Raw genomic sequence first — 15,122 nt, 5'->3', positions numbered from 1 at the left:
GCGGACCGACCACGATCAGGCGCAGGTGCGCGCGTCGTAGGCGAGGTCGACGATGGAGGTGACCTGTTCGCCGTCGAGCGTCGCCGTGCCGGTGACGGTCACCGAGCCTGGCTCGACCGAGGCCGACCGTGTCGTGAACGACTGGTACGCGGCCTTGCCCGGCGCGACGGCGGTGAACGCCTTCTCGCCGAACCGCGTCGAGAGCGTCACGTCGACCGGGGCGTCGCCTGTGTTCGTCGCCCGGACCGCGACGTAGACCGTGCCCGCGAGGCAGCGAGTGGACACCTCGGCGTCGAGCGGGACCGTGGCGTCCGTGCCGGGCACGATCTCGACCGTGTACGTGGTCGCGGTCTCGTGGTCCTGCGCGACGCCGACGATCTCGAGCGTCCGGCCCGAGCCGTCCGTCGGCAGGGTCACGACGCGGCCCTGGGTGTCGTCGATCAGCACGCCGTCGACGCGGACGAGGCCGCTCGGGAGGTGCGGGTCGGCGTCGAGGACGACGCTCGTCGTGCCGTCGGGCACCGTGAGGGTGTAGTCGGCGACCGTGGGGTCGAACGCCGGCGCGAGCGTGCCGGTGTCGAACGCGAGCGCCGCGAGCCCCGGCGTCGTGTCGTACGACGCCGCGCGGTCGATCCGCACGCCGAACACGCCGCCGGCCCAGCCGCCGGTGGCCTGGAACCGCACGGTGACGACGGGGATGCGTTCGCCGTCCTCGTCGAGCACGTACTCCCCCGCGCTGTCGACCTTCCAGCGGGTGCCCTCACCGAGCTCCAGGTACTTCGCCGGGAGCTGCGTCGTGTCGACGTAGAAGCCCTGCTCGTCCTTGTTCGGGGCGTTCGCGACCGTGGTGACCGTCTTCAGCTTCTCGTCGTTCACGTACACGTCGAACGTCCGTCCCTGGTCGCCCGAGTAGAGAGTCACGCCGAGGTGGTTCGTCGACGAGGACGGGTCGATCATGAGGTCGTAGCTGAACCACCCGGTGCCGTTCGCGTGGCGGAACTGGCGGCCGTTGAACGCGCCGACCGAGGACCCGCTCTGCTGGAGGTTCTTCGCGTTCTCGAAGTTGTTGTTGTCGAAGCTCGTCAGCTCGTCGACCGTCCGGTCGGCGTCGCGCAGCTCCTCCTTGGCGCGCAGGATGCGCTCCTGCGACGCCGCCGAGTCGGGCTCGTCGAGGTTCAGGTACAGGCCGTACGTGACGTCCCAGTTGGTGTGGTGGGGCGTGAAGACGAGGCCGTCCCCGTCGGCGGTGTTGCGCAGGCGGAACTGCACACGCCCGTCCGCCGCGTCCTCGACGCGCACCAAGTTCTCGGTGATGCGCTCCTTCCACTCGTCCGCGCCCATGTTCGCCGCGGTGATCGTGGTCTGGGCGTCCTCGTCGCGGGTCGACGAGCGCACGAGGATGCCCGTGCCCTGCCACGCAGGCTCGGGGACCGCCCCGAGGTCGGCGGAGAGCACGACCGGCCCGTAGCGGAACGCGACGAAGTAGGGGTTGTCCGGGGTGTCGACCACGGAGACCGCCATCGGCATCGTGTACCGGATCTCGTCGCCTGCGGCGACGGGCAGCACGACGTACCCGCGGGTCACGTCCGGCTGCACGACGGCGCCGTTCACCTCGAGCGTCGGGTCGCCCGCGATCCACGACGGCACGCGCAGCCGCAGGGTCGCGCCCTCGGCGACCGCGCCGCCGTCGAGCGCCTCGACGCGGAACGTCACCGTGTCCTCGTTCGGCAGGTTCGCCTCCTGTGTGAGGCGCAGGTTCTGCTCCGCGTGCTCGAAGGTCGAGGAGAAGAACAGGTTGACCCACACGGTGCCCTGGCCGGTGAAGTAGATCGAGTCCCCGAGCTTGGAGAAGTTCTCCATGCCCGTCCCGGTGCAGCACCAGAACTCGGTGAAGGGCAGGTTGAAGACCTTGTGGTAGCCCGACGCCATGGGGTTGAAGTAGGTCGTCGTGCCGGTCTCGGGGTTCTGCGAGGAGAGGATCGTGTTGATGAACGCGTTCTCGTAGTAGTCGGCGTACCGCACGTCCTTGCTCAGCTTGAACAGCTCGCGCGACAGCTTGAGCATGTTGTACTCGTTGCACGTCTCGGCCGTCTCGGCGTTGCGCGCCGTGCCCTGCTCGGCGGCGCGCTCGTGCAGGGAGCCGGGCGCGTGGAAGTGCTCGGCCTGGCTGTTCGCCCCGGTGACGTACGTGTGGTCGCGCACGACGATGTCGAAGAAGTTCTCCGCCGCCGCGAGGTACATCGGCAGCTCGTCCTTCTCGGCGGGCGTGAGCAGCTCGTAGTACTCGGGGTTCTGCGTGAAGACGCGGTAGCGCTTGAGCGCCCCGAGCAGCTTGGGGATCTGCGTGTTGGCGTGCTTGCCCGGCAGGACGTCCTGGCCCGCGGCGAGCTGGCGGAAGAACGTCACCTCGTCGAACGCCTCGGCCGCCTCCTTGATGCGCACGTCTCCCGTGAGGTCGAACAGCTCGTAGAGGGCCTCGTTCATGCCGCCGTACTCGGTGCGCAGCATGATGTCGGTGCTCGGGAGCTGCGAGACGCGGCCCTGCACGTAGAGGCCGAAGTCGGTCGCGACGGCGAGCGCCTCGTCCCCCACGGGCCCGTCGACGTACTCGGCGACGTCGAGCAGGCCGGCGAGCACCTTGTGCAGGTTGTACCAGGGCACGATGACGTTCTCGTCGGACGACCCGGTGCCCTGCACCTCGTCGAGGATCGACTCACGGAAGGCCGACACGTAGCCCGCTGAGCCGGGGTGCGCGGTCGCGTACGCGTCCTGGACGCGCGACAGGCCGCCGACAGCCTCTTCGATCTCGGTGAACAGCGCGTCCTTGGTCGCCTGGTCCGACGTCGACGACCACGACATCGCGAGGGCCGACATGTAGTGCCCGAACGCGTGACCGCGGAAGTTCACGGCGTTGCTGCGCTCCCAGCCGCCGTACCCGGCGGCGGTCGTCGGGGTCAGCCCGCCGACCTTGTAGAACTCGTACAGGAACGTCTCGGAGTCGAGGCTGAGCAGGTACTCGTGCTCCTTCGCCGCAGCGTTCTGGAGAAAGTCGTCCGACAGCAGCACGGACGGCAGCGCTGTGTCCTCGAGCGGGGTCTCGTCCACGAGCGCGGGCACCACGACCTCGAAGTCGCGCGTCACCGGCTCGCCGTCGAGGTAGCGCACGGTCGCGGTGAGCGTCACGTGCGCGTCGTCCGCACCGATCTCGGGCCGGACCACCGTGCCGTCGGTCCCGAGGACGTCAGGGTCCGACGACGTCCAGGTCACCGTCGACCCGCGCGACCCCGTGGCGGGAAGCACGAGGGCCACCGTGGCGCGCTCGGGCAGCGACAGCCCGTCGGCGTCGTCCTGGGCGATCGCGTCGCGGTCGATCATCCTGCCTGACTCCTCGTAGAGGCCGACGACGTCCGCGAGGTGCGCGACGCCGTCGTACACGCGGTACTGGTCCAGCGCGGCACGGAGGTACGCGCCGTTGTACTGCGGCCCGTTGAAGCCGACGGTCTTCGGCAGGGCGGGGTCCGACCCCAGCACGCCCGTGGCGTCTCCCCCGACCGCGTTCGCCACGGTGGACGGCACCTTCTCGCCGTTGCGGTAGAACGCGACGTCCTTGGTCGTGTGGTCGTACGTGACGACGACGTGCGTCCACTCGTCCGCCGGGAAGAAGGACGCGCGGTCCGAGCTCGCGACGCGCACCTTGTACGGCTGCCCGCTCGCCGGGCCGATCGACAGGGCGAGCGGCACGGTATCGGACTCGGACGACAGGTACCAGCCGTCGGAGTTGTAGGCGCGCTTGTTCCACGTGACGACGTGCTCGCCCGACAGCTTCCCGCTCGGTTCGACCCAGAACGACAGCGTGAGGTCCTCGGGCTGCAGCGCGGTCGACGCACCGAGGTCAAGGTACGTGTTCCCCTCGAGCCGCAGCGCCTGCGAACCGGGCGTCACGCCCTCGACGTACGAGTACCCCGTGGGCGCGGAGCCGCTGTGGCCCCGCAGCGCCACGGGGTGCGCGAGCGGCCCCGAGTCCGCGACGTCGCCCTCGAACGCGAGGTCGAGGACGGGTTCGCCGAGCGCGGCGTCGGCAGCGGCGGCGGTCGGCGCCCACGCGGTCAGGGCGAGCGCGGCAGCCGCCGCGACGGCGGCGAACCGGGTCGCCCCGCCGGGTCGACGGCGCACGCCGTCGGTCGTTCCGTCGGTCGTTCTCGGGTGCATCGTTGCTCCTCGTGTCACGCGGGCGTCGTCGCCCGCACGTCGGGACGTGCGAAGTCGTCGTGCTGTGCGGCCCGCGCACGTCGCGCGGGCCGCGCCCTCGTGGCCCGCCGGACCGGCCACGAGGGAAGAGCGGTGTGCTGTCGAGAGGGAGCTCCGGTTCGGTGTCGCCACCGCGCGCGCGGCGCCCTCGGTGCTCGGGCTGGCCGCGCCCTCACCTCACGCGGCCAGGTGCAGTAGCCGCGCGCGGCCTCTACGCCCTTCGCATCCGAGGTCGCCCCGCCCGCTCAGCCGTCGTCTCGGCCAGGAGATCCCCTCGTCCGCCGGGGTAGAGGCGTGGTCGTGACTACGCCTCTACCTTGCGGTACCTGGGCTCTACCTCGGCGTCAGCCGCAGTCGAGCGCGTCGTAGGCGACGTCGACGGTCGAGGTGACCTGTTCGCCGTCGACCTCGGCCGTGCCCGTGACGGTGGCGGTGCCGGCCGGGGCCGACGTGGCGCGCGCCGCGAACGACTGGTAGGCGTTCTTGCCCGGCGCGACGTCGGCGAACGCCTTCTCGCCGAACGTCGTCGAGAGCGTCACGTCGACCGGGACGTCCTCGCCGTTCGTCGCCCGGACCGCGACGTACGCCTTGCCCGCGAGGCAGCGCGGCTGCGTGGTGACCTCGAGGTCGAGCGCAGGTGCGGCGTCGTCGGTGTGCAGCCGGACGAACGTGATCGAGTGCGCGGGGAACTCGTACGAGAAGTCCTCGCCCACGCCGGTCAGCGTGCGCTCCACCGGGACGACCCGCTCGGGGTCGGCCTTGGTGTTGGTGTCCGACGGCGCGCCCACCATCTCGGTGACGGTCGCCTCGCTCGCCACCGAGCCGCCGTCGACGTGCACCTGGGTGCGCGCCGCCGTCGGGGTGGGGTTGACGACCTTCACGACGACGTCGCCCGTGTCGGCGTCGCGCGTGACGACCTGGTAGAGCGACTTGGTCGTCGGCTGCTCGTAGGACATCTGGAGCTCGCCGTCGAGGTAGAGCTCGATGGTCGAGCCCTCGACGACGATCTTGACGTGGTACGGCTGGCCGGCCTCGATGCTGTGGTTCTCGACCGCCTTCACCTCGTTGGCGCTGCCCCCGGACGCCCGCTGGAGGGCCTGGCGCGTGTTGTTCCACCCGCCGAGGTTCCACCAGTAGTAGTCGTTCGGGCCGCCGGCGGCGAAGCCGACGAGGAAGCCCTCCGACCCGGACGTCTTGCGCGCGTCGAGCTCGAGCGTGTAGCTCGACCAGTCCTTCGCGTAGGCGCCGGAGACGATCGAGCGCGCGTCGGTGACGTTGGTCGCCGACTGCACGTAGGCGCCGTCCTGCGCCGCCCACGTCCCGGACTGCGGCTCCCACTGGCCCGCGCCCGCCTCGAAGTCGTCCGAGAACAGCACGTCGCCGCTCGCGTTGTCGGTCACGCGCACGTTGTCGTACTGCGCGGCCGTGCTCCACGTCGAGAGGAAGATCCCGCCGTCGAGGGTCGCGCCCTCCGCCGCCGGGCCCGAGTGCGTGCTCGGCACGACCTGGTCCCCCGCGTTCTCGGCGAACATCTGCTGCACGTAGTAGTTGACCGAGCCCCACGACTCGTCGTTGTCGAACCAGATCGCGTCGGGCGACCACTGGACGTACGACTCGTTCGCGAGCAGCGGCGCGTACGACGCGAGCTCGACGACGTCGGCGTTGCGCTCGAGGCCTGTCATGAACGACGCCTCCGCGAGCGCGTTGAAGAACGTGTTGCCGCGTGACGCGTACTCCCCGAGGAAGACGTGCGGACCTTCGCGGTCGTAGGAGTCGTAGCGCTCGTCGTTCTCGAGGAACCACTGCGGGTCGTTGTAGTAGTGCTCGTCGACCATGTCGACGCCCTGCTCGCGGTTGAACTCCCAGAGCTCGTCGAAGCGGGCGCCCGTGTCGTCCGGACCGGAGTTCGAGATGATCTCGATCTCCGGGTACGCGGCGACGACCGCGTCACGGAAGGCCGGGAAGTTCGCCTGGAACGTCTGCGTGTTCTCCTCGTTGCCGAGCCCGATGTACTTGAGGTCGAACGGCTCGGGGTGGCCGAGCTCGGCACGCACGGCGCCCCACTCGGTGTCCACGCCGCCGTTGGCGAACTCGATGAGGTCCACGGTGTCGTCCACCCAGCGCTGGATCTGCGCCGGGTCGGTCATCTCGGGGATGGTGCTGCCGCAGCCGTTGGCGCCCACGGACACCACGGGCAGCGGAGTCGCGCCGAGGTCCTCGGCGAGGAGGAAGTACTCGAGGTAGCCGATGCCGTACGACTGGTTGTAGCCCCAGAAGTTCCAGTTCGTGGCGCGCTCCTCGACCGGGCCGATGGTCTCCTTCCACTGGTACGTCCGACGGCGGTCGGTGTAGCCCGACTCCTCGTACGTGCGGAACGTGCCGACGTTCGTCACGCAGCCGCCCGGGAAGCGCAGGAACTTCGGGTCGAGCGCGTCGATCTTCTCGGCGAGGTCCTTGCGCAGCACGGACTTCCCGTTGACCGGGCCGACCCACGTGTCCTGCGGGAAGAGCGACACCTGGTCGACGGCGAGCGTCCCTGCGGCCCCGGAGAGCAGCGCGAGGCGGCCCGTGTTCGTGGTACCCGTCGCGGAGAGGGTCACCTCGTACTTCTTCCACGCGTTCGAGCCGTCGACGGCGACCTGACCGGTCGCGTACGCGGTGGTGCCGGCCTCGTCCTCGACCCGGACGGTGAGGTCCTGCGCCGTGGCCGACCGCGCCCAGACGGAGAAGTCGTACGACTCCCCCTCCTCGACGAACAGGCCCGTGTTGTACCCGGCGTTGCGGACGCCCGCGCCCGGAGCGGTGGTCGTGAGGTTGAGGTAGTTGCGGTTCGTGGCGTTGAGGCGCCCGGCGTCGTTGACGACCTGGGTCGTGGCCGTCGCGCCGCCGCGGTTCGCCGCGCTCCACGCGGTGAGACCGGTGAACGACCCGTTGTCCTGGTTGTTGAACTCGAACGAGCGGTTGCGCACGAGCTCGGCGTACAGGCCGCCGTCGGCGGCGTAGTTGATGTCCTCGTAGAAGATGCCGTAGAGCTCGTCGCTCATCTCGGTGCGCTCGCCGGCGAGGTCGACCGTGAGCTGGTGGTCGGCGCTCGACGTGGGGGTGATCGTCAGCTTCGTCGCCGCGTCACGGGGACCGAGGACGAGCGCGCCGTCCGCCGCACGCACCCCGGCGTACAGCTCGGGGTCGGCGGCGCTGCGCAGCCAGACCTGGCCGCCGCCCGCGTCGGTGAGGCGCAGGGCCTCGCCGTCCGTTCCCGCGCCCCCGAGGGTGAGGCGGGAACCCGACAGGACGACCGGCCGGTCGCCGACGGCGAGCGTCACCGGGGAGGTGTCGCCGCCACCGTCGACGGCGGTCGCCTCGAGCGCGACCGTGGTGGCCGGGCGCTCGTCGTCGAGGGCGAACCCGTCGTCGGTGGCGACCAGGTACCGGGCGTCACCGGTGCCGCTCAGCGTGAACGCGCCGTCGGGCACCTGGTCGGCGCCCTCGGCCGTCGTCAGTGCGACGTAGTCGAAGACGGCGGTGTGCGACGTGCCGTCCTGCGCGGCGAGCGCGTAGAGCCCGACCTGCGTCGTCGGGAAGTCGACGTCGACGGAGCCCGCCTGCTGCCACGCCGTCCCGTCCCAGTACGACGTCGTGATCGTGTCGCCCGCGCGCTGCATGCGCAGCGTCTCGCCCGTCGAGCCGGGCCGGTCGGTGAACGAGTCGGCGGCGAACACGCCGCCCGACTCGACGTCGTTCTCGATCGCGCGAGCCGACGGAGCCAGGTCGCCGACGAAGGTCAGCCCCGAGCGGACGTAGTTGTCCATGTCCTGCCACGCGATGAGGCCCGCGCCCTGGTAGACGCGGTCGACAGGCGCCTCCAGGTGCGTGACGACGGTGAAGTCGCCGTCGGGGACGTCGAGCATGACGACGTTCTTGGCGGTGTTGTTGGTCTGCCACGTGTCGCCCTGCTGGGACCGGAGGGTCAGCGCGCCGTCGGCGACGGTGAGCGCCTCGGGCGCCGGGTTGACGACGGTCCAGTCGGCGCCGAGCGCGGCGCCGTCGAACGTGTCGACCCAGGCGCCGTCCGGCAGCTCGGGCTCGGCCGCGGACGCCGGCAGCGAGGACGCGAGCGCGACGGTGCCGACCAGGCCGGTCGCCAGGGCGGCCGCGATCGCGCGTCGGGGGCGGGCCGATCTCGGCCGCGGGGGGTGGAGGGACGTCTTCATGGGCTTCCTCTCTTCGTCGAGAAGACACGCACCATCGCGTGTGAGCGCTAACAGGCTCGTCGCCGAGCGTAGTGTGAGCGCTCACATCAGGCAAGGGTGGTGTCGGGGACACACCGTCGGCCGGGCGCGCGCCCGCCGACCCAGGGGTGCCGGCCCCCGTCCTACCGGTGATCCCGGAGGCCCGCCGGTCCCGGGTCGTGCACCGTCCCCCAGGGGAACGAGGCACGACCGGGGTGCGGCGGGACGTCCGGGCAGACGGCCGTGGTGCCGGACGACGCACGCGCCGCCCGGCACCGCCGGCTCACCGTCGCCTGACGACCAGGACGCGCTGCAGGATCACGAAGACCAGGAGCAGCGCACCGATGACGATCTTCGTCCACCACGAGCTCAGCGTGCCCTCGAAGGTGATGATCGTCTGGATCAGTCCGAGCACGAGCACGCCGAGCACGGAACCGAGCACGAACCCCGTGCCGCCCGTGAGGAGCGTGCCGCCGATGACGACGGCCGCGATGGCGTCGAGCTCCATGCCCACACCGGTCAGCGAGTAGCCGGACCGGGAGAACATCGCGAACAGCAGGCCTCCGATGCCCGCGCACGTGCCGCTCACCACGTACACGAGCACCTTCGTGCGGGCGACGGGCAGGCCCATGAGCATCGCCGACTGCTCGCCGCCGCCGATCGCGTAGACCGTGCGGCCGAACTGCGTGTAGTGCAGCGTGTAGAACGCGATCGCCACGACGGCCAGGGCGATGGCGACGCTCGTCGTGATGCGCCAGCCGTCGCCGAACTCCTGGCTCCAGCTCGCGAGCGCGACGAAGGACTCGTTCGTGATCGGGATGGACTGGAGGCTGATCACGTAGCAGAGCCCGCGCGCGAGGAACATCGCGGCGAGCGTCGCGATGAACGGTTGTATCTCGAACACGTGGACCATGAGGCCCACCACCAGTCCGAGCACCGTGCCGATGAGCACCGAGATCGCGAGGACGACGGCGACCGGCCAGCCGCTCTGCAGCAGCGACGCCGTCGTGATGCCCGAGAGCGCGACGACCGCGCCGACGGACAGGTCGATGCCACCCGTGAGGATCACGAAGGTCATGCCGACGGCGAGGACGATGAGGAACGAGTTGTTGATAAACAGGTTCGAGACCACGCGGGCCGAGAGGAAGTTCTCGTACCGGGAGCCGCCCACGACGAGCATGAGCACGAGCACGACGAGCGTGCCGAGGACGGGCAGGTAGCGCCGGTCGAGCCGGAACCGGCCGGTGGACCGCCCGGTCGTGGAGCGGCGGCCTCCGGGAGCAGTGGGCTCGGTGCTCGGAGAACCGGGCGACGAGATCGGGATCTGCACTGCGGACATCAGGCACCCACCTCCGCGGCCGCGGCCGCCGTCGGGGCGGCACGACGTCGTCGTGCCGCGAGCTTCTCGCGGACCACCGGTGACTGCGCGAGGCAGACGGCGATGACCACGACGGCCTTGAACAGGGGCGTCACGGACGGCGAGATGCCGAGGAGCGTGACGGTGAAGGTCAGCGTCTGGATGATGAGGACGCCCACCAGCGTGCCGGACAGGGAGAACTTGCCCCCGGCCAGCGACGTCCCGCCGATGACGACGGCGAGGATCGCGTCGAGCTCGATGAACAGGCCCGCGTTGTTCGCGTCGGCCGCCATGGTGCCGGACGAGATCATCAGTCCGGCGAGGCCCGCGAAGAGCGAGCACACCGCGTAGACCGTCCAGATGATGCTGCGCGAGCGCACGCCCGCGAGCCGGCTCGCGGCCGGGTTGATGCCGACCGACTCGATGAGCATCCCGAGCGCCGTGCGCCGCGTCAGGACGGCCACGGCCGCGAAGACGAGGCCCGCGACGATCACGGCGACGGGCAGGCCGAGCCAGAAGCCCGACCCGAGGGTCTTGAACGGTGCGCTGGTCACGGTCGTGATCTGCCCGCCGGTGATGAGCATCGCGATCCCGCGGCCCGCCATCATGAGGACGAGCGTCGCGATGATCGGCTGGATGCCGACGACGGAGACGAGGAAGCCGTTCCACAGGCCGAGCACGAACGACAGGACGAGCGCGAGCCCGATCGCGACGAGCACGGTCGTGACGCTGCCCGGGTCGGGCGACGAGGCGATGAAGCTCAGGGCGACCGCTCCCGAGATCGCGACGACCGCGCCGACCGACAGGTCGATGCCGCGCGTCGCGATGACGAGGGTCATGCCGAGCGCGACGAGCAGGAGCGGTGCGCCGTTCTTCAGCAGCAGGACGAGCGAGCCCTCGAGGTGCCCGTCGCGGATGCTGACCGACAGGAAGCTCGGCCGGTTGATGGTGTTGGCCGCCAGCAGCACGAACAGGGCGACCAGCGGCCAGAACAGCCGGTGCTGGGTGACGCGGCGCCAGGTGGACGTCGTGGCGGTCATGAGTCGGACCCTCCGCTCGCGATGAGCTCGACGACGTCCTCGACCGTGACGTCGTCGTCGTTGGTGATCTCCGCGACCTTCTTGCGGTCGCGCAGGACGGCGATGCGGTGGCTGAGCCGCAGCACCTCCTCGAGCTCGGCCGAGATGAACACGACCGACATGCCCTCGCTCGCGAGCTGGGCGACGAGCTTCTGGATCTCGGCCTTCGCGCCGACGTCGATGCCGCGCGTCGGCTCGTCGAGGATGAGCAGCCTCGGCGCCGTCGCGAGCCAGCGCGCCAGCAGGACCTTCTGCTGGTTGCCGCCCGACAGGTTCTTGATGAGCGCGTCCGGGTTGGCGGGCCGGATGGACAGTGCGTCCATGTACTTCTCGACGAGCTCGTCGGCCTGGCGCGCGGGCACGCGGCGCAGCCAGCCGCGCTCGGCCTGGATGCCGAGGATGATGTTCTCCCGGATCGTCAGGTCACCGACGATGCCCTCCGCCTTGCGGTGCTCGGACGAGAACGCGATCTTGCGCGCCATCGCGGCGCGGGGCGTGCGCAGGCGGGCCGGCGAGCCGTCGATCACGGTCTGGCCCGAGTCGGCGTGGTCGGCCCCGGCGAGCAGACGGGCGAGCTCGGTGCGCCCGGAGCCCAGCAGGCCCGCCAGCCCGACGACCTCGCCCGGGTACACGTCGAGGTCGAACGGCTGGACGGAACCCTTGCGCCCGAGGCCGACGGCCTGGACGAACGGGGTGACGTCCTCCCGGTCGGCGACCGAGCGCTTCGGCGCCTCCTCGAGCTCGGAGAGGACCTCGAGCGACGTGCCGATCATCTTGGACACGAGCTCGAGCCGCGGGAGCTCCGCGGTGACGTACTCGCCGACGAGCCTGCCGTTGCGCAGGACCGTCATGCGGTCGGAGATCTCGTAGACCTGCTCGAGGAAGTGCGAGACGAAGAGGATGGCGACACCGTCGTCCCGCAGGCGGCGCACGACGGCGAAGAGCTGGGCGACCTCGTCGGCGTCGAGGCTCGACGTCGGCTCGTCGAGGATGAGGACCTTGCAGTCGACGACGAGCGCACGGCAGATCGCGACGAGCTGCTGCACGGCGAGCGAGTGGGCCCCGAGCGAGGACGCCGGGTCGATGTCGAGGTTGAGGCGCTCGAGCATCTGGCCCGCACGACGGCGCGTGGCGCGCCAGTCGATCGCGCCGAACCGGCGCGGCTCGTTGCCGAGCATGATGTTCTCGGCGACCGACAGGTTCTCGCAGAGGTTGACCTCCTGGTACACCGGCGACACGCCGGCGGCCTGGGCCTCGCCCGGGCCGGAGAACGTGTGCTCGGCACCGTCGACGACGATGCGGCCGGAGTCGATCGAGTAGACGCCCGTGAGCGCCTTGATGAGCGTCGACTTCCCGGCGCCGTTCTCGCCCATGAGGGCGTGGACCTCTCCGGGCCGGAGGGTGAGGTCGACACCGTCGAGCGCCTTGACCCCCGGGAACTCGATGGAGATCCCGGTCATCTCGACGACGGGCCGACCGTCGGGTACGGCGGTAGTCATGGGAGACCTTCCGTGCAGCGGTGACGACGGGGCCGCGGTGCCCCGTACGTCTCAGGATGCCGGAGTTCCGGCGGTGGTGCGTCGGCCGCGCGCCGGGGAGGCGTGCTCACCCGGCGCGCGGCCCGTCCTGTGGTGGCGGGACCGCATCGCACTCGACGAACGGTCCCGCCACGTGGGCCGTGCCGGTCGGCGGTCGCCGACCCGGCTACCGGCTCAGTACTCGCGGGTCGGCAGGGCCTCGATGGCCTGCTCCTGCGTGAAGGACTGGTCCTCGACGACGATGCGCTTCTCGACCTCCTCGCCGGCGACGACCTTCTTGATGATCTCCGCGAGGTCCGGGCCGAGCAGCGGGTTGCACTCGACGATGAAGTTGATCTTGCCGTCGGCGAGCGCCTGCATGCCGTCCTTGACCGCGTCGATCGTGACGATCTTGATGTCCTCGCCCGGGACGAGGCCGGCGGCCTCGATCGCCTCGATCGCGCCGAGGCCCATGTCGTCGTTGTGCGCGTAGACGAGGTCGATGTCGTCGTGCGCCTGGAGGAAGCCCTCCATGACGGTCTTGCCCTCGGCGCGCGTGAAGTTGCCCGTCTGCGAGTCGATGATCGTCACGTTGGGGTTGTCCGCGGTGGCGTCCTCGAAGCCCGTCTTGCGGTCGATCGCCGGAGCCGCACCCGTGGTGCCCTGGAGCTCGACGACGTTGATGGGCTCGGTGGCGAGGTTCTCCGAGACCCACTCGCCGGCCATCTCGCCCTCGAGCACGAAGTCGGAGCCGATGAACGACTCGTACAGGGTGTCGTCCTCGGAGTCGACGGCACGGTCGGTGAGCACGACCGGGATGTCGGCCGCCTTGGCCTCCTCGAGCACCGCGTCCCAGCCCGACTCGACGACCGGGGAGAACGCGATCACGTCGACGCCCTGCGCGATGTAGGAGCGGATCGCCTGGATCTGGTTCTCCTGCTTCTGCTGCGCGTCGGAGAACTTCAGGTCGAAGCCGTTCTCGGCCGTCAGCGTGTCCTGGATGGACTTGGTGTTCGCCGCGCGCCAGCCGGACTCGGCGCCGACCTGCGAGAAGCCGACGACGATCGCGTCGCCGCCGCCGCCGCCGTCACCCGAGGCCTCGCCGCCGCCACCGTCCGTCTCGCCACCGCTGCTGCACGCCGCGAGCGCGAGGACCGCCGCGCCGGCGAGGATTCCCGTCAGACGCGTGCGCGCCTTGGTCGTGCTGAACATGCTCTCCTCCTTGAGATGCGGTCCCGGCGCCGTGCCGAGGGTCCGTCGTGTCGTGCTGCCCATCATCGGGCTGTTCGATCTTGTTCGTACGTGTTGAGATGTGTCAATGTCTAGCGGTGTCAGCGCCCTCTTGGCAAGCCCAGGAGCCGCTTGTCGGATCACCGTTCGGTAACCCTTTCGGCATCTCCCGCGAAGCCGCCGCCAGCAGATCGTCGATCCTGACGATGTGAACGCTAACACCCCCCTGTGGAGAGATGTTAGCGCTCACACGCTCGGGACGGAAGCCCTGCCGGTCACGGTTGGATCACGACTGCCCCGAACCCGAACCCGGAGTCGGAGCCTGGAGCCGGAGCCGCGTGCTCCGTGCCCACGGCGGGCCAGTGCTTACCTCGCGCTCCGCGGGCCGCCCGGTCACGGGCGCCGAACCCGTGTCTACCGGTCACCACAGAGCCCCGTCGACACGTAACCCCGGGTTCGCGCCCGAAGCGGGGACCGGGGCGCGCGGGTTCCGCGGCGCGGGAGCCGCCCGGAACGCCGCCGCGAGCCGGTGCCACTCGTCGCCCCGCAGCGGGAGCACGACGCCGTGCCCGGTGCGGTCGGGCAGCTCGAACGAGCCGTCGACCGGCTCCCAGCGGCCCGACGCGAGGTCGTCGGTGACGAACGGACGGTAGCCCTGCCCCGTGCCGCCGAGCTGGTCGACGAACAGGTACCAGCGCGCGCCGTCGTTCGCCCGGAAGACGAGCGGGCCCTCGACGTGGCCGTACCGGTCGGCGCCGATGTGCTCCGCGAGGATCACCGCGTCGCCGGACAGCGCGTGCGGCACGACGTCCAGGTAGAGCTCGCGCCCGCCTTCGTCGTCGTCCTTGTGGAAGCGGTACACGCGGCCGCCGTGCTCGACCATCGTCGTGCCGAGGGTCGTGCGGCCCGAGTCGAGGAGCACGCGCGCCGGCGAGAACGTGACGAAGTCCGTGGTCGTGGCGCAGAGGACACGGCTGTACGAGGCCCCCGCGTGCGCCGTGTCCGCCGGGTCGTACAGCGTCGACGACCAGTGGACGACGTACACCCCGGCTCGGGAGTCCCAGAACGCCTCGGGCGACCAGGCCATGCCCGCCTCGGGCGGCGCGGCCTCGACGAGCCACGGCTCGGACCAGCGCACGAGGTCGTCCGAGCGCGCGACGACGAGCGACCGGCTGCCGTGGCGCTGCCACGCGTCCCAGCCGGCGTCGTCGCCCCCGAACACGCGCAGGTCCGTCGCGACGAGGAAGAACCCCTCGCCGCCCTCGGCCCGCACGACGTGCGGGTCGCGCAGACCCGTCGTCCCGAGCCCGGACTCGAGCACGACGCCGAGCCGGTCCCACGCCGTCGGGTCGTCGCCGCGGCTCAGCGAGTAGTGGACGCGCTCGCCATGGCCGTACGGGTCCTCGACGACGTGGACGAGGAGGTACCCGAACGCGTCGGGCGGCGACGACCCCGGGGTCAC

7 protein-coding genes are annotated in these 15,122 nt (G+C 70.7%); all 7 read right to left on the bottom strand.

Annotated features, from left to right (window positions below; translation table 11 throughout):
• Nucleotides 1-15 precede the first annotated feature (15 nt).
• A complete protein-coding gene (locus ACMXGY_RS05155; RefSeq protein ID WP_483775815.1) occupies nucleotides 16-4,209 on the bottom strand; it encodes a beta-L-arabinofuranosidase domain-containing protein in 4,194 nt (1,397 codons plus the stop codon).
• A 383-nt stretch (nucleotides 4,210-4,592) separates the two neighbouring features.
• Nucleotides 4,593-8,459 carry an alpha-L-arabinofuranosidase C-terminal domain-containing protein gene (locus ACMXGY_RS05150; protein WP_483775814.1) on the bottom strand — a complete coding sequence of 1,289 codons (3,867 nt, stop codon included), beginning with the start codon at nucleotides 8,457-8,459 and terminating at the stop codon, nucleotides 4,593-4,595.
• 301 nt (nucleotides 8,460-8,760) lie between these two features.
• The gene (gene yjfF, locus ACMXGY_RS05145) at nucleotides 8,761-9,816 is read right to left on the bottom strand and encodes a galactofuranose ABC transporter, permease protein YjfF (protein ID WP_483775813.1); all 1,056 of its coding nucleotides are present in this window, start codon (nucleotides 9,814-9,816) and stop codon (nucleotides 8,761-8,763) included.
• Nucleotides 9,816-10,874, bottom strand: a complete 1,059-nt coding sequence (locus tag ACMXGY_RS05140; RefSeq protein ID WP_483775812.1) for an ABC transporter permease — start codon at nucleotides 10,872-10,874, stop codon at nucleotides 9,816-9,818. Before ACMXGY_RS05140 ends, yjfF begins: the two co-directional genes overlap by 1 nt.
• Complete coding sequence (locus ACMXGY_RS05135) at nucleotides 10,871-12,412, bottom strand: sugar ABC transporter ATP-binding protein (RefSeq protein WP_483775811.1); 1,542 nt, start codon at nucleotides 12,410-12,412, stop codon at nucleotides 10,871-10,873. Before ACMXGY_RS05135 ends, ACMXGY_RS05140 begins: the two co-directional genes overlap by 4 nt.
• 213 nt (nucleotides 12,413-12,625) lie before the next feature.
• Nucleotides 12,626-13,642, bottom strand: coding sequence for an ABC transporter substrate-binding protein (locus tag ACMXGY_RS05130; protein WP_483775810.1), 1,017 nt, complete (start codon nucleotides 13,640-13,642; stop codon nucleotides 12,626-12,628).
• Nucleotides 13,643-14,081: 439 nt separating this feature from the next.
• Nucleotides 14,082-15,122, bottom strand: coding sequence for a glycoside hydrolase family 43 protein (locus tag ACMXGY_RS05125; protein WP_483775809.1), 1,041 nt, complete (start codon nucleotides 15,120-15,122; stop codon nucleotides 14,082-14,084).

Source organism: Cellulosimicrobium sp. G4 BAM 1002 (assembly GCF_057126935.1).
Note: the sequence above shows the minus strand (reverse complement) of the source record. Positions and strands in the feature narration are given on the sequence as shown.

Bases quoted from the DNA above. Each gene is read 5' to 3' on its own strand.
- ACMXGY_RS05140 (WP_483775812.1), bottom strand. From the start codon at position 10,874: ATGACCGCCACGACGTCCACCTGGCGCCGCGTCACCCAGCACCGGCTG.
- yjfF (WP_483775813.1), bottom strand. From the start codon at position 9,816: ATGTCCGCAGTGCAGATCCCGATCTCGTCGCCCGGTTCTCCGAGCACC.
- ACMXGY_RS05150 (WP_483775814.1), bottom strand. From the start codon at position 8,459: ATGAAGACGTCCCTCCACCCCCCGCGGCCGAGATCGGCCCGCCCCCGA.
- ACMXGY_RS05130 (WP_483775810.1), bottom strand. From the start codon at position 13,642: ATGTTCAGCACGACCAAGGCGCGCACGCGTCTGACGGGAATCCTCGCC.
- ACMXGY_RS05135 (WP_483775811.1), bottom strand. From the start codon at position 12,412: ATGACTACCGCCGTACCCGACGGTCGGCCCGTCGTCGAGATGACCGGG.
- ACMXGY_RS05155 (WP_483775815.1), bottom strand. From the start codon at position 4,209: ATGCACCCGAGAACGACCGACGGAACGACCGACGGCGTGCGCCGTCGA.